This window comes from Kitasatospora sp. NPDC085879 (assembly GCF_040686255.1).
Lineage (GTDB): Bacteria > Actinomycetota > Actinomycetes > Streptomycetales > Streptomycetaceae > Kitasatospora.
Window position 1 is genome coordinate 1 of sequence record NZ_JBFBJZ010000087.1, and the last position, 26,671, is coordinate 26,671.

Here is a 26,671-nt window from a genome sequence, read left to right on the forward strand (position 1 = left end):
CCTGACCCTCAATGAAGATCAGGATGATCAGACGATCGCGAGGTGGGTCACCGTTGATCCGCCGTTCAGCGGTCAGTTTTCACCCGTCGCCGAGAAGAATGGGCCCGCGCGCCCATGAGGCCGTCTTGCCGACCGTCTAGCCTGTTCGCACGCGATGATCTGTTTGCCCTCGCGCACCCATCACGGATCGGTTCCGTTCTTACTCCAGTGCCCAGCGCCCGCGGCCTCGCGAGCGCTACAGCGGCTGGACGCAGCGTGGGCAGCGGTCGTGATGTTTCCCGGCCCTCCTGCGCCTCCTCGGGATGAATCGTGCACATCTCCAGAACCTGTCACCGGAACACAGTATCTGTCCTCTCCGTACTGGCCTTCCTCGCCGCGCTGGCCATTCCGCTCACGCACGCAGCAACTGCTTCCGCCGCCCCGGACGGCCCGCCTGTCGGCATAAAGCATTCCGCGCAGATCTGTCCGAAGCCGAAGCCGAAGCAGATTACCTGCGACATGCGAGCGCTCACCCGCGCCGACGGCATCCTCTTGAGCACTCCCGGGCCGTCGGGCGGACTGACTCCGCTCCAGCTGCGCTCCGCCTACAGGCTGCCGTACAACGCAGGCAAGGGGCAGACCGTGACCCTCATCGAGGCAGGGGACGACCCGACCGCGGAAGCGGATCTGGCCGTCTACCGGAGCCAGTTCGGCCTCCCCCCCTGCACCGTGGCCAACGGTTGTTTCAGGAAGGTCAACGACACCTACCAGAACGGACCACTGCCGCCGACAGCGAACGCAATCGGCATGATTGAGACCTCCCTCGACATGGACGCGGTCTCTGCGGCCTGTCCGCAGTGCAACATCGTTCTGGTCGAGGCGAACGCGGCGCTATACGGCGCCGATGCGATGGTCTTCGCGAACTACTATGCGATCACCACGGGTGGCGCCAAGTACCTCAGCAACAGCTGGGGCGGCTGCGAGGACTCCACTGAGCTCACCGTGGACTTCGCGTTCATGAACCCCGGAGGTGCGGTCACTGCTGCCGTCGGCGACTTCGGCTACAACACATCCCCGTGTCCTTCGCCCGGGCCGATGTACCCGGCTACCTCACCCTACGTCGTAGCCGTGGGAGAGACGCTACTGACACCGGCCGACAACCAGCGCGGCTGGACGGAGAGCGTCTCGCCCTCCACAGGTAGCGGCTGTTCCCTGGTCGAGCCTGCCCCAGCCTGGCAGCAGAGCCTGTCGCAGGCGGCCGGATGCAACGGCAAGCGGGTGACGAACGACATTGCTCTCGCCGGCGACCCGAACGGGGGCGCCTTGGCCGTCTACGTCGGCTACGGCATCCCCCCGGGCTGGTACACAATCGGAGGTACAAGCGAGGCCGCCCCGATTGCAGCCGCGATGTTCGCCATGGCCGGCCAGCCAGCCGCGCAAGGGGCGGCATCGAGACTCTACGGTAGACCCTGGGCGGTCAACGACATCACCAGCGGCAGCAACGGTACCTGCACCCCCGCGATCCTGTGCAACGCAGGACCGGGATGGGACGGGCCGTCCGGCGTGGGATCGCCCACCAGCCTTGCACTATTCAACCCCTGACAGAGCGTCGTCCTCTGGGACTTCCCGATCGCCCTGTCGCAACGGGGCTGGTCGCAGGCCATCATCGATGGCTGCGACCAGCCCCGTCGCCGCGCGTCAGGGGTCCGCTCCACGCCGTGGCCCGCTGCGCGGCAGACCCTCCGAAAGAGCACGCCGTCGACCTGGCCGCCGTCGGCAGCAGCCGCGGCCTCCAGCGCATCGGCGACCAGTTCCGTGCGCACGTGGTCGGCCAACGACCAGCCCACCCGGCACCGCGAGTGCAGGTCGACGACGGGTGGCCAGGTACATCCACGAGCCGCCGACCGGCAGACACGTGATGCCGCCGGCCCAGCAGGTGCCGGGCCCGCGGCCGTGAAATCCCGTCGATCAGGTCCAGAGCCGGGGCGCGGTCCTGTCCCGGACGGTCGTGCAGCAGTGTTCGCGAGGTGACAGCCGCCGATGCCGTACTCGCGCACCAGACGGGCCATCAGCCTGCGGTTGACCACGTAGCCCTGGGCCCGCAATTCGGCGTGTACCCCCAGCACCCCCGGAGACGCCCAATGCGTCCTGGCGGACCTCGCGGATCTCGCAGACGATTACGGCCTCGGTCCGCGCAGCCCGGGCTCCGGTTCGCCAGGCGTGGCACCCGGAACGGGCAACCCATGGCCTCGCACAATCGCTGGACGCCGACTCCCCACTTCTTTGCGTACAAGCGCCAGCCATCCACAACCGTCCCTGTAGCCAACGCAGACGGCGGTCCAGGCTGTCTGGAAACCCCCACCGGCCGGCACTTTCGGCAGCGGAATACCCAACGACCGGGCGTTTCGCCGCAAACCTGGCAAACACCGCAGGGCACAATACGACCTGGTACTCGTGCCCGTCCGTGAGTGCGGCATGCCAGGACTGGCCGATGGCCCGGAGGGCTTGCCCGGCCCGCCGCCCCATGTCGGGGCTCAGCTGGGATCGACTCCGGTGTCCAGGCCCGGGCCGAAGGCAGGCTCGTCTGCGTCGGCCCCGATCAACATCTCGATGGCGCGGTGCCGGGTGGCGCCGTCCACCTCCGGAGCAATGTACCCGGCTGCGCGAATGTGCTCGAGAAGGCCGGCGAACGGCTGCAGGCCGTACTCCTCCAGGTAATACGTCGTCGCGTCGGTCCACACCCAGGTGCCGTCGGTGCGAATGTCCACCGGGACCACCGCTTCGCGTGCCGGCTGCAGGATGTCGTCGGCCAATTCGGACGAGACGAGAAGCGGCTCTCCCGTCCATAGGTAGGCCGCAACCAGGGCCACCTCGTCGGGGTCGGCCATCCTCGGGTGATCAGGGAAGAAGCGCGGTCCGTCCGGTGCGTGCGGTTCGTCGAAAGTGGGGGCCAGGCGCAGCGGGTGACGGGTTGTGGGCATCCAGAGCAGGGTGGCATGACTGCGGGCGAGTTGCTGGTAGCGCGGTAGTACGTCCCCGGTGGCGTAGGCCTCCACCTGGGGATGGGGTTCGCCCCAGGTTTCGAGGTCCCGCTGGAGGCGGGCCGCCAGGGCCGGAAGGTCCACGGTGCGGTCGGCTTCGACGAGGTGGATGCGGCGTGGTGGGATGTCGTCGTCGGTTGCGGCCCATCGCCAGCTGCGCCACAGGCCGCGGATGCCTGCGGTGTGAGCAACGGCGGCGACGGCGGCCCGGTCCAGTTCATCGTGGGGGCCGCGGGTGTGGGCATCCCCGTCCGGGTGCGGTGTGAATGCGTGGATGGGTAGGGCGGTTTCGGCGGTGAAGGGGGGCAGGTCGTCCAGTGGTGAGGAGTCGAGGCCGTCGGCTTCCAGGAGTTCGGCCACGAGGTCCTCGTCGGGTGGGGATAGCGCGACGGCTTCCGTAGTGACGGCGTGGCCCAGGTCGGCGGCAAAGGCGCTGCGGTCGTCGGCCGCGAGGAATACGCGGAGTCGGGTGAGGGTGGCGTCGGGGAGGCGGCCGGCGAGGGCGAGGAGCAGCCGGTGGCAGTCGTCCTTCCAGCGGGGGCGTACGTCGAGGAGGTACGGGAGGTGATCGGGGGTGGCGCCGGCGGGCGGGGTGCTTGTCGGGCTGTCGGGTGTTCCGCTGCTCATTGCTGTCCTGGTTCGGTGATGAGGAAGACCCAGTGGGTGCCGGGTTCGGGGTAGTCGGGCAGGACGGTGTCCACGGTGTAGGCGTCTGAGTTGGGGACCACGAGCATGCCGTCGGCCTGTCGAGTGCCGCCGAGCAGTCCGAGGTCGAAGCCGGATCCGGTGGGGAACTCCAGCACGATCGACTGGGCGAACATGGTCTGGTCGGGGGGCATGGCCAGACCGAACGTCGGACCGGCCGTGCGCAGCCACTGCTCGACGGTCCGGGCGGTGTCCATACCTGGGATCAGTTGCAGGGCGGCGTAGACGGGATCCTCCGGCATGCGGGCTTGTGAGACCTGGGCGTCTGTCAGCAGTCCGACGGAGACCGCTGCGGTGATCTCCTGCCAACGGCGTTGCAGCGGGGTTGGGATCGTGTAGTCCATCAGTGGGGGGTCGGATGGGGCGGGGAGGGGAGCGGCCTGCGCGGGACCGGGTTCGAAATGGTTCGGCATCTGGGATTGTTCTGCGTGCATCCACGCAAGAACGCGATCGGTCTCCACCAGGTCGGCCTTGGGCTGGTCGGTGAGGGTGCCGTCCATGCGCAGGCTATGCATCGCCGAGCCCAGAGCGTCCTGGGGCTGGGCATGCGGGTGGCGGGCCGCGAACTGGCCCACAGCCCGGATCAGGGCTGTCAGCTCGTGGGCGGGGAGGCGCTCGACATCAAGCCACCGCTCGCTCAGCCAGGCCCGCACCGTCAAGAGGCTGATGGTCCATCCGGGCGTGGTGAACGGGATGTCGCCGCGCGAGCGGGCGTCGTGCACCGCCTGCCAGGCGACTGCGGGCAGGTCGTCCGTGCCGCGGTTGGCAACGAAGTCGATCACTCGCTGGGCGAGATTCCGGCGCTGCCCGACCCTCAGGGAAGGGATCGACACGTTCTCATCCCACAGCCAGCGTTTCACGATGCTGAGCGGCAGGAGGTCGCCGGTCACCTCGTCGGGGATCCTTTGCTGGTCGCGGAGGCCCCGCAGGGCGAGGGCCCCGATGTCGCGATGGCCGAACGCCTGCCCGGTAGAGGCGACGCGCCGGACCTGCTCTTCGAGCGCTGCCTGATACTCGGGAGCCAGACTCCAGGTCGGCACGGTGGTGGGGCCGGCATCGTCCGCAGCCTCGGCAGTCCATTGCCGGGCGGTACGTGCGTTGATGTGATCGCCAGGTGGGAGGTGCATGCCGGCGGCTCTCGCCTCGGCGACCGCTCGGCTGCGCGCGTCTGGGGCGCCGGCTTGGCGGAGTTGGAGGTAGTGATGTTTGAGGTCCGCGGCGGCCGATTCTCCCGCCATTCTCAGGTCAAGTTCCTGTTCGATGGCGGGTATCGCGGCGGCGGTGTCGATGCGGGCCACCGCGCGAGGAGCAGGGTCCTGAGTGTCGCCCGGCCGGGGCCGGGGGGCGGTCGGCTCCTGCTGCATGCCGCCCCGTGATGCTGTCCTGTCAACGCCGCCCGGGACGGATGACGGCGGGAAGTCTGGGGCTGTGCTGTCGATCCAGGCCAGGAAGTCCATGGCTAGTTGCTGGGAGTCGTCTGTGGGCACGTTCTCCTGCCGCGTCGCTTGGGTTGGGATGGGGGCGACGGAGGTGTGGGACGGTGCGGCATCTTCCTGCCTGGTGTCGGAGCGGTCGGTCTGCGGGCGCGGGGCCGGGCCGGCCACCGGTGTCGGATGCTGGTGCATCCGGGCCTGAGCGGCGACCCACCTTGCGGCTGTGCGCCGTGGGATGGCGGTGCCGGTTACCCAAGCCGGGATGTCGTCAGCGGCTCTCGCCTCGGTGACCGCACGGGTTCGCGCGTCCGGCGCGCCCTGGCTATGAAGCTCAAGGTAGCGCCGCTTGAGTTTCTCTCCGCTGTCCGTTCCCGGGAGCTGCCGCAGGTCGACGAGCTGTCCGACCACGGCTAGCACGTCGTCGGGGTGGATGTAGATGCGCCCGCCGGGGTCGGGGATGTAACGCTTGTCGATCAACCGCCACGCAGCCTCGCGGCCCACAACGGTGGGCCGGTGTTCTCCTCCGGCCCAGAGGTCTCGAATCGTGCGGTCGTGTAGTTGCCGGGCACGCGCCGACAGGGTGCCTCGGCGCAAGACGCGGGAGTTGTATCGGTAGACCCTCCAGTGGGTACCCGAGGCGGGCCGACGGGTGCTGCCGCCTCCACGCGGCGGTTGTCTGTCGATGGGGTCGACTGGTTCGCCCAGCAGGGCCTGGCCGACAGCGTCGGGGTGTTCGCCGGATCGGGCGCCCGGCATCTGCTGGCCCTGATCGCCGGTGGTGTTGCGGGATCCGCCACGGCCTCGGGCGGTTCGTGTCATGCCGAGGTGGGTGGCCAGTTCCCGTGCGGCGGTGCCGTCCTGGTCGGTGCTCAGGGCATACGCCAGGCGCAGGCGCAGCCTCCGGTGCAGGCGGGCGGCGTGTTCGTTGCCGATCTGCGGGCGCACGCTCAGCATCCGGGCGGCCTGCCGGAGCAGTTCCCGGCGCCGGTCGGTGTCGGGCAGTTCCTCGAACCGGGCCCGGACGGTGGCCAGGTCAGGCAGGTCGGAGGTGTGGATCAGCAGTTCCCGGTCCTGTGGGTCGAGGAGAGCCATGGCGTCCAGCAGTGCGGCACCGGGTTCCCGGCCGGTGGGCAGGTCGGGAACGCGTCCTGCGACGTGCCACAGGTCCTGGGCCGTCACCTGGGACAGATCGCCGGAGTGCAGGCGCCGTGCCGCCGTCTTGGCGATGATGCCGGCGGAGACCAGGTCGGGCACGCTCACCTGACGCTGGGGATCGAGTTCGCGGGCCTGGCGGAACAAGGTGGCGACGGAGAGCGGATCGCGGCGGCCCGTCACGCTGTGGGCAAACGAGTTGAGCGCATCCATGTCGTCGCCGGCGAACCGGCCGCCGAGCGTACTGCGGGCAAGGTCGAGAAGGACAGGAAGATCGGCGCCGTCACCGAGACGCTCCCGAACGGACTGCCAGACATCGACCACGGCAACGGCCGGCCGGGCGGAATCCGCCTCAGGGTGGGGGCCGGAGCGGGTGGGTTCGGTCACCGGGTCCGGCCGGGGTGGTGCGAGGGCAGCACCGATGCGTGTGAGGCCGTCGGCGGATACAGAAGGTGACGGCGGGTCGGCAGGCGCGGCAGCGGGAGTGCCGGCGGGGTCGGTGGGCGGGGTGGCCGGGGTCCGCTGCGCGCCGAAGTGGTGGTCGGCCAGGTCTGTGGCGGCCTCGCGCCCGTGAGTGTGGAGCACGTAGGCGACCTGGTGGAAGCGTGGATCGCCCGGGCCGACGGATGCGGCCTGCTCATGGGCATCCAGGATCTGCCGCACGTCGGCACGCAGCCCGGCACGGATCTCCTCGGGCAGTGCGCTCAGAACCGCAACGACCTTGCCGGGGACGATGTCGATACCTGTTCCCTCACTGCGTTCGCCGACGGCGGTCGGCGCGGGCTGCCCCGGCGGCGCGTCGACCACCGCGGCAGGGCGGGATACGCCGGTCGGATCGAGCGCCGCAGCGTACTGCTCGGCCGGCGAGAGGAGCCGGGCGGGCGCCGGTTCGGTCGGCGCAGGCCGGTCACTGTGGTCGGCCATGGTCAGGGGTTCCGTCGTGTGTGACGGCTGCGGTACGCCGGCGGCGTCCGGGTGGGCGAGGCGCTCGGCGAGTGCACGCGCCACGTCGCGGCCACCTTGGTGCAAAAGGTGTTCCATGCCGGTGAGCGCGCCGTGTTCGGGCATGGCGATTGCATCGGCAGGTTGGGCGAACCGTTGCAGGTGCGCGCGGTCGGCAACGAGTTCCGCCGCAAGTCGGGTTGCCGCGTCCGAGCCCTCACGGTGCAGGGTGTACGCGACCCGCAGCAGGACGTCGTCGACGGCGGGGTTCGGTTGCCCGTTGCGACCCGTGCTGAGTGGTGTGTGAAGGTGTCCCTCGACGATCTGTCCGGCCTGTTGCCACAAGTCGTCCGCGATCCGGGTCGGCACCTTGCCGAACCGGCTGATGATGTCGGGCAGGTCCGGGAGCTGGTGCGCAACCGACCGGAGGGTCTCTTCGGTGACTTCTTGTCCGGGAGAGCGGTCACGTGCTCGGCGGTACAGCTCGACGAGCGGCGGGATCCCGGGGCGGCCGGTCAGCTCGTGCCCCATCCGGGCCAGCGCGGCATCTAGACCGGGCTCCAGGAGCGGAGGCTGTCGCCGCTCGTACGCTCGGGCGATCCGGGCCAGGCCGGCGAGGTCCCGCAGCTCGTCGCGGAACCCCTGCGGCAGGCGCCAGGCCCCTGCCCCCGGTGCGAGCCGGTCGCCCGGCGGAGGCGTCCACGTCTCACCGTGGAGCTGGCGGTAGAGGCCGCGGGCTTCCACCAGTTCCTGCACGACGCCCGGGTCGATCGGGCGTTCCAGCACGTCGGCCGCATACGCTCGTACACTCTCCACTACACCGGCCGGCTGTTTTTGGTGGGCTGCCGCCTCTACACCGACCGGCTGTTTCTGGTGGGCTGCCGCCTCGTCGAGGAGAGTCGGGTAGTCGGTGGCCCACTGCACATCGGCCAGTTCCCAGGCAGCCGCCCGGTAGGGCAGGGTCGGGAGGCGATCCGCATCGATCAGCTGGACCACCCGAGTGTCCGTCGTGGAGAACTCCTCGACTGTGTAGACCGTGAACCGCTCCCGTGCCGGAACGTCCGTCCCCACACCTGCGGGGAAGCGCACCAGGACCGGTTTCTGCTTGGCGGGCGGCGGCGCGGTTGCGGTCACCGGGCTGGCCTCGGCCAGCCGCTGGCTCACAGCCGTCGCGGGGTCTACTCCTTCCGGTACGTCGATGGCGGCGTACGGAGTGGCCAGGTCCGTGTGCGGCGCCGCGGTTGCAGTCACCGGGCCGGCCTCGGCCAGCCATCGGCCCACAGCCGTCGCGGGGTTTACTCCTTCCGGTACGTCAATGGCGATGTACGGGGTTGTCAGGTCCGTGCTGTGGTCGGCGACCAGCAGGCGTGCCAGGCGGTCGGCCACGTGCGTGCTCTCCCGGTGAAGGGCGTACGCCACGCGTTGGACGATGTCGCGTGCAGTGGAGGCCGACGCGCCTTCAAAGCTGAGCGGAGCGCGGATGAAGCTCTCGGTAACGCGGCGGGCCTGTTCCGTCAGCTCGCCACGCCGGTGGGAGTCCACGTCGGCGAGCGCTGCGCCGATCTGTTCGGCGTCCATCGCGGCAATGGTGGTGGGGACGGTGGGATCGGACCACTCGATGAGGGGGTCGTAGTCGATCCACCTGTTGGGCGGGACGGTCCGGTCGGTCAGTGGCAGCTCTCCCTGGACGCCTGCGGCAGGCTGGGCGGCAGGCCAGTCGACCGGTCCGGTGGGTGCGCTCACTCGGACCCGAGCGGCGTTGGCGAGTTGCTGGCCGAAGCGCTCTCCGGGTACCCGTTCGCCGTAGGTCTCGTCGTTCCGGCGTTCGAGGAAGGCCAGGTTGTCGACAGCCAGCCGGATCGGCTCGCCGGCCCACCCGGCCCATCGCAGCACCTGCAGCAGAGCCTGCGGCCCTACTGACAGCGACAGGTTGCGGCCCGGCACTGACAACTCCACCTCGTCGCGGCCACCGCGGGCGAGCACCAGGAACTCCTCCTCGCCGGCAAGGCGGCCCAGCCGGGCGGCATCCGGGCGGCCGTAGCGGTCTTCCCCCTTGAGCAGATCCGGCAGCAGTGAGACGCCCCCGTCGAAGCGCTGCGTGCGCACCTCTCCAGGCAGTACGCCTGCCTGTACCAAGTCGGGGACGGGCAAGCTGGCTGCAGGTACGAGCACGCCATGCAAATTGGTGTCGAAGCGGGGTGGCTCTCCTGGACGGCCGACCAGTCGATGCCAGTCGGCCACGCCGCCGTTGGAGGCGATGGACGCTACCTGGTAAGCCTGTTCCAGGTAGCGGGGAGCGGCCGGGCCACCCGGCCCCGTGCCGCCGATGGCATGGACATCGGTCTTCAACAGCCGTGCGAGTTTTCCGAGTTCTGCATGGTAGGACTCCGCGGCCTCGCGGGTCATCGGACCGGCCTCGTACGCCACGGCGCCGTCTTCCAGCACGGTGAAGCGGCCGAGGACCTGGATGTCGTCGCGGCCGTTCCACAGCGGTGGCACCAGGGTGCCGTCGGCAGGATTCGCGTCGTCCGTGGTCTTTTGGGGGGTGCCTCGTAGGAGGCCGGCCAGGGTGTCCGCGTCGACCGGCCGCGGACGGCCGTCGCGGCCCAGCAGTGCGATGCGGCCGCCATGGGTGACCATCAGGTCCAGGCGCAACAGGCCGGGCCCCGGACGTTCTGCGTAGGAGAACGGGTCGAGTCCGTAGCCTTGTCCTGCATGAAGGCCGCGCCGTCTGAGTGTCGCGAGGTCGGTATGGGCTCCGCGGCCGGTTGTTGCTGCCGAGACCAGGACGTCGTGGCCGGGGATCAGGATGAAGTCGCCCTCAGCGTCGTGGTGGTGGTCGTAGCGCAGTTCGCCGTCGAAGAGGGCCGGCGGAGCGGCTGGTGATCCGATCCGCTCCCACAAGGGCATCTGCTGGCGGGCAGGATCATCGGACTTCTGCCAGTCAAGCCCGTCGGAGGTCAAGGCGGGCATGGCTCCGGGCTCCGGGGCATAGACGTCGACGGGACGTGTGGGGGTGTGCTCCTGCGCGACCGGTCGGCCCATGGAGTCGACAGGTCCGGGGCGGGCGGATTCCAGCTCGGCGCGGAAGCGGGAGATCCAGGACTCCAGCCGGGTGTGTGCCTCGCCCCGTTCGGGTGTGGCGATCAGGAGCCGTACAGGCTGGCCCCGCCACACCTGGCGCCGCCAGACTGCCTTCGCCGGACCGGTTTCCACCGCGGGCAGCCCTGCCCGCAGCGTCAGCTCGCTGATCTCGTCCGGGTCGGCCTCGTGCACGGTTCCGTCGTTCATTCGCAGGTGCGGGATGCCGGTGGCGGTGAGGTCGAGTGCGATGTCGTAAAAGTCCGGGTGGGGACGGGTCGTCGGGTCGGCCGGGGCAGGGGCCACGACCAGCCCGGCGGCCGTCAAGGTGTATCCGGGGCGGGCGGGTTCCACGAGACGTCCGTAGGGATCGGTGACGTAGGACGGGGCGTCCGGGGCGCCGCCGGGAGGGTCGATGCGCGACCAGGCACCAGGCCCGCGGACGACGACATCTCGTATCGCGCCCTGTGGCATCAGCACCTGTGTCGCCTCCCCCGGGACGTACAGCGGCGCTTGGAGGTCGGCCGCGACCTCCCGCAGCAGATGTGGCTTGGGAAAGGGGACGAGCGAGTCGAGCTTTCCAATTGAGCCCAGCTTCCCGACAATGCCCGCCCAGAAGAGCTGCACGGACTGCCCGCGCTGCCAGCCGTGGCCGCGGATCCAGTCGGCGATCTCGTGCGGCGTCGCCGGACGCTGCTGGTCAGGGGTCAGCCGCAGGTCGCCGGTGCCGAAGTCCAGCAGCAGGGCAAGGAAGAGGCTTTCCGGACGGTCGGTGAGCCTGGCCTGCCACGAATCGGCGAGCCGGCCGACCCGGTGGGGTTTGCGGCTGACGAAGGCTGAGGCTCCTCCTGGAAACTCGAGGACGTGAGGGCGTTCCGGGGTTCCTCCCACGGTACGGAACCCGTCGGGCAGCGGGTCGACCCAGTCCAGTGCTCGTGAGCCGGCCAGTATGAACGGAACCCGTTGCCCACGCAGTACCGCCAGTTCGTGGGCCCATGACCGGAATGCGTCCTCCTCGGCGGGTGTCCGCGTGTTCGCGTGGAGGGCCGCAGAAACCGGCGGGAAGATTTCATGGAACGCCGTAGGTGGGACGGCGATCAGGTCTCCCCACAGGGTGCGCAGCGCAGGCCGGCCTTCGGCGTCCAGTTGGAGGAGCACCGTGGTTCGTCCTTCTGGCCCGACCGTGGTCCGCATCGCCCGGAAGTCCGCCGGGTAGAAGCGCTCGCCACGTTGCCCGGTGATCACCGTGCCGGGCTGGTAGAGACGGCCGTGCTCGTCGGTGCGGAACCCCGACGAGCGGCCCCCGGGCGGGAGCACCTCCTGCCAGTCGTGCCCTCCGGGGCCGGCAAGCGTGTACTCGCGGTATCGGGGGTCTGGCACTGCGTAGGTACCAGGGCCGGGGACGGCGAGCGGCTGGTTGACCTCCCTCGCCAGGCGCTCCGCGGCGGCGACGAACGCCGAGTGGTTCTCGGCCGCCACCCGGTTCGTCGGGACGAGTTGGACGACCCGCGGCCTCGGGCCGCTACCGAATGCCAGCACCGAGACGATGTCCGATGCGAGTTCACGCGTCCCGACCGTCACGCGCAGGCCTTCGGGGGTGCGCCGGGTGAAGTGACCGTCCGGGGTGACCTCCACGGCCAAGGTCAGCCGATTCGCCCGCGGATAAAGGGTCTCGGTCTGCCCGCCGTTTCGTACTTCCACAGGACCGGGCAGAAGCACGGGGTATCTGGGGGTCCGCACCGGCCGCCCGAATCGCCCCTGCGGACGATGGAACGGGACCCCGGCCTCGGCGGGGCTGTTGTTGTGGCCGGTTGTGCGTGCGGGCGCGCTCACCGGAGGGTTGACGCCCCGCCCCAAGCCCCGGACTACTCTGCGCCACGCCGTGAGGGGCTCGGCCGACGCTGGCTGCAGCCGTGCGATCTCGAGCAGTCTCTCCCCTCGTCTGCGCCCCCAGTCGACCCGTGCCACGGGCGGCGCCCCGGCGAAGCTGACTCGCGGGCCCTCCGCGGCGGACTGGCTGCGGGGAAGAACGGTCTCTCGCACGGGTGAGTCAGGTCGTGAGACCGGTTGGAGGGAGCGATCGGTCGGCGCGCCGGATCGGATTCCGCCGGCGGGCAGCAGTTCCCATGGTGAGCCGAGTGGGTGGCCTTCGGGAATGCGGACCATCCGGCCGGTGCGGTCAGCGATGTCCTGGAGCAGTGCCCGTACGGCGGCGAGGTCAGTGGACGGGCTTCGTCCGAGGGGGCCGATCATCAGAATGTCGGGAAGCTCTCCTGCACTGGCATAGCGGATCCCCCGGGTCAAGGCAGCAGCGTCCACCACCGCCTCGCGTCCGCGATCGAAGGGGACGAGCGGCCGTCCGTCGTCGGTCACCTGGAAGGCGACACGCAGCGTGTCTTGAGCGGGATCGGTGCGGCGGAAATGGTCGACCATGGGGTGTTCCTCGGAGAGGAACACCACGGCGCCGTTCACGGAGACGGCGGTGGGCATATCCAGTTCCCAGGGCCGGACAGGTCTGTCCGGGGTGGGCTCGGAGCGCGGCGGGCCAGGCACAGTGGCGGGGGCGGCCACGGGGGTGGTGTCCGTCGGCTCGGTCCCGGGTATCTGGCCGTGCTCGCCGGTGGTGTTGCGGGATCCACCGCGGCCTCGGGCGGTTCGTGTCATGCCGAGGTGGGTGGCCAGTTCCCGTGCGGCGGTGCCGTCCTGGTCGGTGCTCAGGGCATACGCCAGGCGCAGGCGCAGCCTCCGGTGCAGGCGGGCGGCGTGTTCGTTGCCGATCTGCGGGCGCACGCTCAGCAGTCGGGCGGCCTGCCGGAGCAGTTCCCGGCGCCGGTTGTCGGGCAGTTCCTTGAACCGGGCCCGGACGGTGGCCAGGTCAGGCAGGTCGGAGGTGTGGATCAGCAGTTGCCGGTCCTGCGGGTCGAGGAGGGCCATGGCGTCCAGCAGTGCGGCGCCGGGTTCCCGGCCGGGGGGCAGGTCGGGAACGCGTCCTGCGACGTGCCACAGGTCCGGGGCCGTCACCTGGGACAGGTCGCCGGAGTGCAGGCGCCGTGCCGCCGTCTTGGCGATGATGCCGGCGGAGACCAGGTCGGGCACGCTCACCTGACGCTGGGGATCGAGTTCGCGGGCCTGGCGGAGCAAGGTGGCAACAGATTCGGGGTCGTGCCGCTTCGTCACGCTGTAGGCAAACGAGTTGAGCGCATCCATGTCGCCGCCGGCGAACCGGCCGCCGAGCGTACTGCGGGCAAGGTCGAGAAGGACAGGAAGATCGGCGTCGCCACCGAGACGCTCCCGGACGGACTGCCAGACATCGACCACGGCAGCGGACGACGGGGCGGCGGGTTCGGCAACAGGAGTGCCGACGGGGTCGGGTGGCGGGGTGGTTGGGGTCTGCTGTGTGCCGAAGTGGTGGTCGGCGAGGTCTGTGGCACCGGTCGGCGTGGAGGGACGGGATGCGCCGGTCGGGTCGAGTGCCGCGGCGTACGGCTCAGCCGGCGAGAGGTGTTGGGCGGGCGCCGGTTCGGGCGGCGCGGGCCGGTCACCGTGGGCGGCTGTGTGTGGCGGCCGCGGTGCGTCGGCGGCGGCTGGGTGGGCGAGGCGCTCGGCGAGTGCGCGGGCTGCGTCGCGGCCGCCTTGGTGCAGTAGGTGTTCGATGCGGGTGAGCGCACCGTGTTCGGGTATGGCGGTGCCGTCCGGGCCCATGCTCGCGGTGATGTCGATCGCCTCGGCGAGGAGACGGCGGGGGGCGGGTGCGCCGCCGTCCAGGTCGTCGGCAATACGGGCGAGCCGTCCCCGGTCTGCGTGGTGGGCTGCGTCCTGGGGGGTGTTGCGGGGGTGCGGTGAGGGGGTGTCTGCCGCGGCGTGCAGGAGGGCGGCGGCGTCGGCGCGCAGGCGCGGTACCTCGGGCCCGCCTTCTTCCAGGGCCCGCACCAGGTGGCCCAGGTGTTCCTTCCAGTGGTCGGCGCCGGCCTGCAGTCCCTGACTGTGGGCGATCGCTCCGGCCTCGATGGTCAGGTTCCGGTACTCCTCGTCGGTGCGGCCGAGGTCGTCGGCCTCGATCTGCTCCAGCGGCCGCGGGGCGGTCAGGCGGCGGGCCAGCGGCAGGCCCTGCTGGGCGAGCACGTCGACGTAGTCGGGGTGGAGAAGAAGTTCGACGGTGTCGTCGAGGCGGAAGCGGAACCTGCGGGTGTCCGCCCCGTATTCGATCGGGCCGCGCCGGTTCGCCGACTCGAGGGTGAGGGTGTAGACGACGCCTGCGCGCACCTGCAGGTAGCGCTGGTCGGGTCGTTCGACGTACGTGCCGCCGGGGCGGACGGTGTGGGTGGTGGCGGTGCCGCTGAGATTCTTGGCGCTGGTGCGGCCGACGGACCCGCTGACCGAGACCGGCGCCAGGCCGGGGACAACCGAGCTGCCGGTCTGGGCACCGGTGCGGGTGGACTTGGCCTGGCTGACGGAGCCGGTCTGGCGGGTCCGCTCGTGCTCCTCCCAGTTGTGCGACGGCTCGACCCAGTCGAGGCTTCGAGGGTTGAACAGTTGCGCGTGGATCCTGAGCCTGCCCTGGGTGTCGGTCACCGGTCCACCTGGGCGGACGAGTTCCGGTGACAGGTAGCCTTCTTCGCTCAGAGCCCTGGCGAAGAAGCCCCGGAGGGACGGCTCCGACAGAAGGTCGCGCAGGGCCTCCTCGGAGCCGGTGCCCCATTCGGCGAGGAGTTCGGGTCCGCTGTAGCGGGGCAGCATCCGATCATCGGGGCGGGCGAGCAGGTGCAGGAACTGACGGTGCATCTCGCCGATCGCGCCCGGGTCCATCGCGGTGAGGAGCGCGTCGCGGCGGGCCAGCGCCCGGGGGTCGAGCGGGAAGGGCTCGACCCAGGCGTGGGGCTCGGGGTGGCCCTTGACGGGAAACAGGCCCGGCATCTGGTAGCCGGGGTCGTTCAGGCGGGTGACGTGGGGGTAGCGCGGGATGTTGCGCGCTGCGGCGCCGGGGCCGATGAGTGTGTGCGGAACGGCGACCTGCTGGTGGACGACCAGTTCGCGGGTGTAGTCGGGTTTGGGCGTCGGGTCGTCCGCGCGGTGGTAAGCGGTGCGGATGCGGTCGGGCATGCCGCCGAGGAGCCGGTTGACTACCACTGGGGCCGGCTGGACGACCCGCCTGACCGTGACGGTCAGGGTCAGGTCCCCGCCGTAGAGATGGGTGCCGGGTTTGAACATGACGAGGTCGAGGTTGCTGGCGATCTCGGTGCGGGTGTCGGAAGTGGTGCGTGTGCGACTGGTGGAGGCGGCCACGCTCTGGTCCTGACCGATCAGGGGACCGCGGGCGGGGTTCACTTCGCCGCCGGGACCGAACGAGGTGTTACCGGTGACGGAGTCGGCGCCGGTGGCGATCTCCCAGTCGTGGATGTCGTGGTAGCCGCCGCTGGACATGGCGGGGCGGAACTCCTGGTGGCGGGCAGGGCCGGGTTTGTCGGCGCGGATCAGGACGTACCAGTCGGCTCCGGGGCCCTGCGGCGTCAGGCGCAGGCCGGTGCTGCGCAGCTGGGGCATCGAAGCGCGCAGTGATTCCGGGCTGAGCAGCTGGTGCAGAGGCTGGACGATGCGGCTGGCGGTGATCAGTTCCAGGCCGGAACGGAGTTCGGCGGCGCTCGACTTCCGTAGGGCGGGCACGTTGCGGTGCAGCAGGTCGAGGACGGTGTCGACGAGCGGGTTGTGGCCGGGGGTGTGCGGGTCGGGGCCGGAGGGAAGGAAGGTGATCCGGCGCGCCGCGGCGCTCAGGGGCATGGCTTCGGGTTCGATCAGGTGGGGGACGCCGAGCGGCCGCGGGGCGGCCGGGGCGGGTGCGGGGCGCAGGAACTCCAGTCCCTGCGGGGTGAGGATCTGGGTGTGGGCGTGTTCCTTGCGGCTGCGGCCGAAGACGTTCTCCCGCCAGTGGTCGACTTCCACGGTGTACACGGTGTCGGCGAAGAGGTGTTCGTGGTCGGCGGTGCCGTCGATCTGCATGGTGCCGATGGTGACCTTGTGCAGCCGGCTGTTCTCGGTGGCGGAGCCGCGGCCGTAGCCGAGGCTGCCGTCGGGAGTGGCACTGCCGTGGGGTCCGCCGGGACTCGCGGCGTTGATCGGTGCGCCGAGGCTGAGGTCAACGCCGCGGGAGCGGGTGGAGGAGGTGTTGTGCCCGTCCGACACGGCCGGGGTGGTTTCGGCGAATTCGATCCGGCCGGCGGAGACCGGCTTCGGGACTGCCCGGGGGCGGGCGAGGGAGGCGGTGATCCGTACCACCGCGATCTTGTCGTAGCGGCGGCCGTTCCGGCGCCGGATCTCGACCTGGGTGCCGCCGGTGCGGTCGCCGTACTGGAACAGGGTGAGCAGTTGTTTGGTATCGGTCAGGCGATCGACCAGGAGGGGGATGTCGGCTGCGGGTACGGCTTCGGCGTCCTCCAGCATGGAGGTGAGGGCCTCGGCGAGTGCGCGCGGGGTGTTCAGGTCGAGGAGCATGTCGTCCGGTCCGAGGTGCTCGCGCGGCTGCCTGATGACGTACTCCGGCCGCGGGTCGGGGCCGGTGAACAGCAGGGCCTCCGCCACCCAGTAGGACATCCGGCCGCCGCCGACCACGGCGGTGTGGACGATCGGCGCCGGTTCGCTGCGCAGGGGTGCGGTCAGGGTGTCCCACACCAGGGACAGCGGCCCGGAGCCGGCGTCGCCGCCTGCGGCGGCCAGGCCGGCCGGGTCGCGCAGGGTGACCGAGACCTCGAAGTCGGTGGTGTAGTCGAAGTGGCGGCTGGGCCCGTTCACGATCGGAGAGCCCGGGTTGACGAAGACCAGGTCGCCGGTGCCGACGGTCCGGTCGGCGCTGTAGCGGTAGGCGGGGCCGCCGGTGAGACCGAGGGTCCCCAGTCTGCCTTGGGTCAGGCCACTGAGGCCGACGTTGAGGGCAACGTCGACGCCCACGGTGGCCGACAGCGACATGGTGTCGGCGTGGTTGGTCTGGTGCAGGGCTGCACGGAGCAGGCCGACCGAGCTGGTGCTGGTGCCGGTGGACAGCAGGTCGGTGCCGCGTCTGGCGGTGACGGCGACGTCGGCCACGGAGCCATCGGGCAGGACGATCCGGCGCAGCAGCGGGCGGCCGGTGGTGGCGAGCCGGGCGGACTGGGCGTTGAGGCTGTCCAGGGAGAATTCGGCGGCCACCTCCCGGTGCACCTGGTGTTCGTCGAGCGCGCTGAAGGGGGCGAGGCCGCGGGCTTTACGGGTGGCACGGATCAGGTCGAGGACCGTGGGTCCGACATCGCGGGCAGCGCCGTGGAACACGACGTAGGCGGGGCCGGTTCCTCTGCCGTCGCGGATCGCCGGGGGCAGCAGGGCGGCCTCGTGTTCGGCGACGGCCGGGCGGGCAAGCGGACGGTCCGGGCCCTGTGCCATGGCGAGGGCATGTTCGAACGCGGCGGCCTGCTCCAGGGGCACCTGTAGGTGTACCCGGATGTCGTGGTGGATGTCACCGCCGACGCCCGGCAGGTCGGAGCGGAGCGGGACGGTCAGGCGCAGGTCCACCTCGTAGCCGATGCTGGGGCCATGGCTGGTGAGCTTCTGCCAGAGGGTGCCGGACTGGGAGGTGTCCATGCTGCGGCTGAGGGAGCTGCCGACGCCGACGTGGGGGTTCAGGCCCAGGCCGTGGGCGGCGCCGGGGCCGAAGCTGAAGATCGGTCCGGTCTTGGCAGTCAGTGCGACACCCCAGTCCCCGGACACGTTGTGGGTGGAGCCGTCCCAGTGGTAGTTGCGGTGTTGGTTCCAGGTGTCGCCGTCGAGGACGGCACCGTCCAGGCGGCGAGCAGCGTGCAGGTGGGAGCGCAGCACCAGGCCGAGTGTGCGCGTGCCGAACTTGACGGTCTCGGAGGCCTGGCCCATGCCGGCCAGGTGGGTGAAGAGGCGCTGCTGGGTACGTTCGCCGAGGATGTGTCGCAGTTTCCGCCAGGAAGGGTCTCCGGGCTTCACGGTCCCGGTGGGGAGCCGGTCGAGGATCTTGGCGAAGAGTCCTTCCAGGCCGTCGATCGCCTCGGGGGTGGTCGCGTGTTCCCAGAGGAGGTCGTCGAGCAGGTCCTGTGTCCGCGGGCCGTGGCCGGTTGCGGGATGGATGAGTTCAGGTCCCGGTTCGGGGCGTGGTGCGAGGCCGTCGGCGGCGGCCGGCGACCGGGGGACCTGGCTCTCGGGAACGGCGATCACCACGCCCCCGTCGAGGTCGGAGTAGTCCGGTTCGGGCACAGGGTGGCCGACCTGGTGGACCGTCACTTTGACTTGGGCGTGGGGGTAGTGGAAGTACACGGCGTTGCCGGTCGGGGCGGTCCGCCGGTGCTGGGCGACCGTGAGCTGGCTGTGGCCGGTGCTGCGGCTGCTGCTGCCGCTGGTTGTCAGGCCCACTGAGGCGGCGGTGAAGGCCTTCTGCACCTTGACGGAGGCGTCCCAGGTGACGGTCTTCTTGTTGCTGTGTCCGCCGCGGACGTCGGCCTCCGGGTCCCAGGACACGCCGGCCTTCTCTCCCCGGTCGCCGGCAGCCTCGCGGGAGATCTCACGCACGCCGCGGTCCTGTAGCTCGAGTTCGACGGTGGCCTGGTAGACGGGCTGCGGCGCCTTCCCGCGGGATCTTCCTTCGGCGGGCAGGGTCACCTGGACGGTGTCACCGCCGTGCAGGAGCCAGTCGACCCACTGGTGGTCCCCCAGTTCCCGGCGGCTGGCGTCCAGGCGGGCCTGGAGGAGACCGGCGAGGTCCGCGGGGTGACCGTCGACGTCGACGACGGCGCGCAGGCTCGACGCGAGGAGGGTGTGGACTGCACCGGGGTCGACGACCCGGTCGGCGGGTCCGAGTCGTCGGGCGCGGGCCAGGCCGACGGGCAGGGCGCGGACCAGAGGAACGTCCGGGGCAGGCAGCGCGGGCGGGAGGGGCGCCTCAGGCTCGGGGACGGGGACGGGGACGGGGTCGGGCAGGCGCAGGCCGAGCCGCTGTGCGTACTCGGGGTCGAGCATCAGCTCGACGGCGCCGTCGAAGCGGATGTCGAGGGTGACCTTGTCCGGGTGGTCCCGGTCGGCGTTGCGGCCGGGGTCGGGCTTGTCCGCGAGGTCGAGGGTGACGGTGTAGTCCACACCGGTGCGCACATGCCAGTACTCGACGTTGGAGCGTGCAACGAAGGTACCGCCCGACCCGCGGAGCATCTGAGAGGTGGCGAAAGCGTCGGTCTTCCGGCCCCGGGTGATGTCCACCGACGGAACCAGCGGCAGGGAGCGTCCTGCGGGCGAGCCGGCGGGCGCGTGGAGCTCGCCGGTCTGCACCGACGCCCCGGCGCCCAGCGTCAGGGTGGTGGAGGTGCTGGTACCGGCCGCGGACTTCTGCTGGGTGCGCATGTTCCGTTCGCGGTTGTGGCCGGGAGCAACCTCGCGCTGCACCTGGGGGTCGACCAGCCGGGCCTTGAACGTCAGGCGGCCGGCGAGGTGGCCGGCGGGCGCGTCCTTGAACAGCAGCGGGTAGGTGTGGCCGTCCGGGGCCAGGGCGCGGTCCAGGAAGCCCTTGAGGTGGGAGTAGGAGAACGCCTTGCGGATCGCGTCCTCCGCGGTGGAGCCCAGTTCGATCAGCAGGCCGGGGCCGCCCAGGCGGACGGTGCGGCCGTCGCTGCGCGCCGCCTGCAGGAACCGCCGATGGAACTCCCGGGCCATCCGGTGGTCGACGTCGGTGACGATGGCTCGCCCCTCAAAGACGTCCTCGGGGGTGACCGGGAGGGTCTCCGGCTGGGGCCCCGCGCGGCCCGGGGTGTCCAGGAGGGCGTCGGGGACGGCGACCTGCTCGGCGGCGATGAGTCCGCGGCCGGCCAGGATCGGCGGGTCGTCGGCGCGGTGGTAGGCGGCCAGGACACGGCTGGGTAGCAGGCCGAGCATCCGGTCGACGACCAGCGGCACCACCGGGGCGCCCCGCCGGAGCATCAGGCTCAGTTCCAGGGGGCCGAGGTAGACGTGCGCCCCTTCGAATTTGATCAGGTCGTGGTGGCTCTGGCGTTCGGCGCGGGCGAAGGTGCGGTCGTGGGAGCGGTTTCCCGAGGCGCCAAAGTTCTCGCTCCCGCTGCCGAATCGGCCAGCATCCGACGGCTGCTGGCTGGGGCCGAAGCCGATGTGCCACCAGCGGGACTTCGATCCGCTGCGGTTGGCGGTCCACCAGTTGTCGCGGTTGGCGTACTTGCCTGTCAGCAGGCCGGAGGCGTACTCGTGGTGCTGGAAGTCGCCGATACGGGTGGCGTGGAGCTGCAGGTAGTACGAGGCACCGGGGCGCAACGGCCGCAGCGTAATCCCGGTGCTGAGCAGCGAGTCGATGGCACCGGCCAGCGAGGAGGGGCTGAGCAGCACATCGAGTGGCTGGGCCGTACTGCCGTCGGTGCTCCATTGCAGGGGGCTGCCGGCGGCACCATCGGCGGCACGACGGATCGCCGGAACGTGGCGTCGCAGGAGTTCACCGGCGAGGCTGACGAGGGGGTTGTGGCCCGTCGGGGTGTCGAGGCCGCCGAGGCCGGGCAGAGCCAGGTCGCGGTGGACGGAGAACATGGGCAGCTGATCGGCATGGATCACCGACGGTGGTGCGTGCCGGGGGGCGGGGTACGGTCCGGGCTCGGCGATGGGGTGCAGGTACTGCAGCCCGTCGTGCACGACGACGTGGCGGACTTCTCTGATGTGGCGGCTCTGGCCGAGCGGCCCCTCGGCCCAGCTCTCCACTTCCAGGGTGTAGACGGAGTGGGCGAAGCGTCTCTCGTGGTCGGCCGGGGCGTCGATGAGCAGACCACCGGTGGTGACCCGGTCCAGGTACTCGCGGCTGCGGCCGCGGCTCCAGTTCCAGCCGCCGCCGGCAGAGACCTGCAGGTGGTTGACGACCGGTGCATTGCTGTTGCGCTGGATGCCGGTGTCGGCGCCGCCCGACGCCTGAAGGGCGGAGTTCGTACCGGAGGTGGCGACGATCTTGGGGGTGATCTCGTTGATGCCGAGGCGGCCCACCCGCACGGGGTGGGGGACGACGGTCTCGGAGGCCAGCAGTTCGGCGGTGACACGGACCGTCACCACTTGGTCCACCGGGAGGCCGGGCCGGCGCAGTGTCTCGGGGTGCGAAATGCCGGTGGGCAGGCCGTGCAGGAACAGGCCGGTCATCCGGCGCTGGCTGACAGCCTTGTCGACCAGTGCCTCGATCTTGCGTTCGGACAAGGCTCGGGTATCACGCAAGGCCTGGCGCAGGGTGTCGGCGAGTTCGGGCGGTGCAAGCGGGGGCAGGTGCAGGTCGTCGCTGCCCAGGCGGATCCGCTCGTGTCCCTCACGCCACTGGTGCCCGTCGCCGCTGTACACGGTGACGTCGCCGGCGCGGGCTGCGCTGGCGGCGGCCCGCTCGTCGAGGCCCTGGGGTGCGAGTAGTTCCTCGGGTACCCAGTAACGGACCCGGCCTCCTTCGACCAGGCTGGTGGAGATAGTGGCCCGGTCGGGGAAGCGCCGGTCCTGCGGCGGGGCCTGGGTGGTCTCGACGGGCTCCGGTACCGGACGGTGCTCTCGGGAGGGGCGTAGGGCGGCCCAGGCGTCCGTGATCACATCGGCCGCTTTGGTGACCGCGTTCTTGGCGAAATAAGTCAGGTCCTTGACCGGGGGCAGGGGCTCGTGGGCGACCGTGATCTTCCAGTCGATGCCGTACTCGAACCAGTGGGTGGGCCCGCGGAAGAGGATGCCACCGGGCGCCGCGAAGATGAAGTCGTTGGTGAGCAGGCTTCGGTTGACGCTGTGTGAACCGCCGAAGCCGAAATGGCCACCGAAGACCCGCAGCGGCGGCACGCCGACCGAGCCGGAGCCGCTGCCGTTCACGCCGCCGGACCGGCCCAGGGAGTCACTCTGCTCGATGCCGTGCAGAACCGAGTTGACGATGTTCATCTTGCGGTCGTCGTGGCCGTCGGCACGCACCGGTTCGGCCGACCGGTTCACCGGCTCGACGTGAACGTGCGCCGTCGAGCCGTCCGGCAGACGCACCTCCTTGCGCAGTCCCCGGCCGCCGAACAGCTGGTCGGCGTGGGCGGTGAGACCCGTGGTGGAGAAGTTCGGGGCAAGCTGACGGCGCACGTCGGCGCGGCCCAGTGGAGGCAGGCCGTCGGCCCCCGCATCGATCAGGTCGAACACCTGCTGGCCGACCTTCCAGGACGCGGCACCGGTCAGCTGGACGTAGGCGCCGCCTACGCCCTTGCCGCGCCGGATCTCGGCCGGGACGAGGGCGGTCAATTCGTCGGGAACCGGGGTGTACTCGTGGACGCGGGGAGGCTGGATGGCGAGTCTCAGCGCTTCCTCGAAACGGTCTGCGCTTGCCTCGGGAACGCGGACGTGAACGGTACCGTCGGCGTGGACGGTGCCTTTCACACCTGGGAGGTCGGACAGCAGCTCGGCGGCGTGCTTCGTACGCAGGCGGAACGCCACGGTAGGACCCTCGTGAACGAGGTTCTGCCAGCGGCTGCCACCCTGAATAACAGTGGACGACGGCCCGCGGTTCAGCCCGCCCGAGAAGGAAAGGCCGCCCGAGGCACCGGAATTGCCGCCGTAGGGCGCAGCGGGGTTGCCGATGACGGCACTGGCCCCGCCTTCTAGGGCCAACCCGGCCGAGTCGGAGTCGGAGTTCGAGTCGACATCGAGGAGGTAGTTGCGCTGCTCGTTCCACAGCCGGGTGTCGACGTCGGACGGCCCGAGCCGCTGGGCGGACAGCACATGGGTGCGGACGGTGAGGTGCAACTCCTGACCCTTGGGACCGACCGGGAACGGCTCTGAGGTGTGACCCGCTCCGGCCAGCTGGAAGAACTCCCTGATCTGGGAGCGCTCGCTCAGGAACAGCTTGATGCGGTTGGCCGTCTCCGATCCCGATTCGAGGGTGATCCCGCGGTCGGATTCGGCAAGGACCCGCCACACCTCGGATCGCAGATCCTCGATACCGCCGACGGACTCGGGATCGGTGTAGCCGGACCAGAACGCGTCGTTGACCCGGGCAAGCGCGTCCTTGTCCCATCCCTCGGCCGGTTCGGGCCCGGTGAGGCCGACCTCCTCGCCGGCCGGGTGCGGGTCCGCCGGGTGGGCTCCGTCGTGCGGGACCTGGGGGGCGACACCGGCGGCGAAGCCCATCACCAGGTCCACCGGGGCGGAGACCGGCGGCGTGTCCTGGGGCCGGTTCAGCTCCTGGACGGTCACGGTGAGCGTGTTGCGGGGGACGTCGAAGTAGACCATTTCGCCGGTGGCGCTGCTGCGCAGCACCTGGGTGACCGAGACCTCGGTCGACCCGGTGGTGTGGGTGCGCCCGCCCCCGGGGACCAGGCCTGCCGATGCGGACCACGCGGGGTGGCCGGCTCCCAGGGCGGCCTTGAGCGGCAGGGAGCCGTTCGCGCCCCTGGTCCGGGAGTGGCCGATCCCGTTCTCCAGGTTGGAGGCAGGGTCGAATGGGTCCGCCCGTTCCTCATGGACCCGGCTCAGACCATCGACGGTTCCGGTCGGCCGGTGCACGGCATCGGCCCTGCCATCGAGGGAGAGGGTGGCCCTGACTACGTAGCCGGGCCCGTCCTCGCCGGCTGGCACGCGGAACTCCACGCCGCCGTGCACCAGCGAGCGGCCCCACTCCTCGTGGCCGAACCAGTCCCGGTCCCCGTCCAGGGCGGAACGCACGGCGGCAGGCAGGTCGCCGCGGTAGGTATTCTCACCCAGCGCCCTCGCGACCAGGCCCTCCATCGCCTTGGCAACGTGGTCGAGGTTGTGGATCTTACCGCTGAGGCCGAACTCGCCACTATGGGCGAACCCTTCGGGAAGGCGGTACGCCGACGGCGCACCCGGGCCCTCGATGGCACCTGGCCCTCCTGTCGCTTCGGACCTCAGCGATGCGGGGCGCTCCTGGTAGACGCCCTGGAGCGGTGGAGGCCGCAGCAAGCCCGTGTCCGAGGTGTCGTCCCGGCCGGCGGCGGATCCGGCATGGTCACCGGCGTCGCTTGACAGGGGAGACGGGTCGTTCGGGGAGTGGTCCTCGCCGTGGGGCGCGGTGACAACGATCTCCCGGGGCTGATGGATGGTGGGGATGAATGTGTCGGGAATCTCCGTGATGTCACGGGCGGGTTCCACGGTGCCGGTGCCAGGGGTGTACAGGCGCCAGGTCGGGACGCGGTCTTCCGTCGGAGGGGAGGCGGGACGCGGCGCGAGGCCCTGACCGGTTTCCTCCCCGGCACTGGGAACGGGGCGCAGGGTGCCGTCGGCGGCCGGGGCCCACGCTCCCTCGGCAATGTGGAGGCGCAGGCGGTGGGTATCAGCGAGATTTTGGAGCCGGTACGCGATGGGGTCGAAGACGCCCTCGGCGGGGCGTGTGGATAGAAGGGCGTCGGCCGCGGGGTGGGAGAGAACGAGGTACACCTCGGTAGGGGCGTCCGGTTCCGCGGCGATGCCGCCGAGCAGATCGTTCAGGGCATGGTGGGTGGAGGAGATGACGGGGTCTGCGGTGATGACGACGGCGGGTCCGTCGCGGTACGGGGTGAGCTTGTGCAGTGCGGCCGCGTCCGGCATGCCGGGGCTCAGGGTCGAGGCCAGGTCTTCCGCAGCAGCGTCGAGCCATGCGCCTGCGGGGATAGGCCGGGCCTGCTCGGTACCGGATCGGGCGAGTTCGTGGATGGCCGAGTCGACTGGGCGCCGCCAGGCCGGCGGGGGGAAGAGGGCGCCCTCGGCGTGTGGGGGTGTGTCGGGGGCGAACCGCAGCCAGCGGCCGCCGCCGGGGGCCGTGATCATGCTCTCGCCAGCGTCGAGGATAGTGATCCTGCCGTCCGGAGCCCTCAGCTCGACACCGTAACGGTCGGCCAGGCTCTGCAGGAACGCCGCGCCCTCGCCCTGGGCTGCACCCTCCCAGGCCAGACGCAGGGAACGCGTGGCGGGCACGGAGGCGAAAGTCCGCACATATGCCTCAACCTGCGTACGCACGCGCGGGTCGGTGGGGCCCCCGTGGAAGGCGATGGTTGTCCGCTCCGGATCGAACAGAAGTTTGGAGGCATCGAAGGCAGGCACGGCGGTGGCGTCCGGGTGAGGGACTTCCAGGCCCGCCGGGACCCGCTCCGGATCGCCCGGCAGCACGTCCCGGTAGCGCAGTACCTCGGTCACCACCTGGTCCCAGCCCGGCGACGGATACAACGCCCCAACGGGCTCCGCCTCGAACCTCGGGGCGTCCGGCGCAACTGGCGCCTCGCTGCGGGTGATCTCCAGCCATTGGCCCGCCGCCGGATCCACGCGCCCGCTGTCGGCGTCGCGCACAAGGTGGTTGCGGGCGTGCGCGTAGCCGGTCTCCGCCAACGTCACCGGGCCGCCCGCCGCCACCACCCGACGCACGTCAGGTATCTCCGACAACAGTTGGGTGGCATGCCGGACGCCGCCGTCGGGTGTCATCAGCCGCACGCTCTGCCGTGCCTCGACCGGCAGTCCCTGCACCGCCACGCGCGCCGCCGAGGCGGCGAGGGGGTCGGTGGCCGTGACGACCAGGCGCCCTGCCTCGGGCGGCAGGGCCCGGACCGCGGCGAGAGACGCGGGGGGCAGGGCACGCTCCGCCAGGCCGACGTTGTCGGTCGGCAGAGGTCCGCCGCCGGCTTCGGGCAACCGGTGCAGCAGGACACCGTTCGGGGTGGGCAGGGCGTTGACACCCATACGGTGAAGCCTGTCCACAAGCCCTGGAGGGAGACCGGTCGCCGGATCGGCCGCGGCCAGCAGCGACCGCTGCCAACCTGACGGATCCAGGACCGCCGATCCCGTCAGCACAATCCGGCCCCGGTCGACAGGTGCGATGTCGTAGGCGGGCACAGGTGCGGCGGGACGGGCGTGGTCGCCACCGGGCACGGGGGTTTCGGGGGCAGTGTGCCAGGAATCCACCGAGTGAAGCGAGGCCGTGGACGACGCAGGGCCCCCGTCCCCGTACTCGGGGGCGGTGTGCCAGGAATCCGTGCTTGCCACCGAGCGCAAGGACGGCGTCGCGCCGGTGTGTTCGGCGGTGGCCAGGCCGGTCTGCGGGACGGGGTGCGGAATCCCTCCCCCAGCGGGGGCCGGGCGGCTTTCCGCCGGGCGCGAAGGCGATGCAACGGGCTGCTCGTGAGTGGGCGCAGCAACAGCCGTGTTCGCCGGGCGGGCGTCGCCATGGAGCGTGGCGGGTGCGGGGTCCGGATGTGCCGAACCCTGCGGTGCGAGGTGGTCGGTGGGTGGTGTGATGTGCAGCCACTGGCCCCGGCCACCACTGCCGGCGACCTGGTTGCCTTCCGGCACGTACAGGGTTCCTTCGGGGCCGGCCAGCAGCTGGCCGTTCGGCGC

3 protein-coding genes are annotated in these 26,671 nt (G+C 70.9%); 1 reads left to right on the forward strand and 2 read right to left on the reverse strand.

What is annotated here, in order from left to right; genetic code table 11:
• Positions 1–309 precede the first annotated feature (309 nt).
• Positions 310–1,581, forward strand: coding sequence for a peptidase S8 (locus tag AB0P35_RS37075; RefSeq protein WP_363519879.1), 1,272 nt, complete (start codon positions 310–312; stop codon positions 1,579–1,581).
• Positions 1,582–2,513: 932 nt separating this feature from the next.
• Here the strand turns inward: AB0P35_RS37075 and AB0P35_RS37080 are convergent.
• A complete protein-coding gene (locus AB0P35_RS37080) occupies positions 2,514–3,647 on the reverse strand; it encodes a hypothetical protein (protein ID WP_363519882.1) in 1,134 nt (377 codons plus the stop codon).
• Complete coding sequence (locus tag AB0P35_RS37085; protein ID WP_363519885.1) at positions 3,644–26,017, reverse strand: hypothetical protein; 22,374 nt, start codon at positions 26,015–26,017, stop codon at positions 3,644–3,646. The genes AB0P35_RS37080 and AB0P35_RS37085 overlap by 4 nt, the downstream gene beginning before the upstream one ends.
• Between the last annotated feature and the right edge of the window lie 654 nt (positions 26,018–26,671).

Bases quoted from the DNA above. Each gene is read 5' to 3' on its own strand.
- AB0P35_RS37080 (WP_363519882.1), bottom strand. From the start codon at position 3,647: ATGAGCAGCGGAACACCCGACAGCCCGACAAGCACCCCGCCCGCCGGC.
- AB0P35_RS37085 (WP_363519885.1), bottom strand. From the start codon at position 26,017: ATGGGTGTCAACGCCCTGCCCACCCCGAACGGTGTCCTGCTGCACCGG.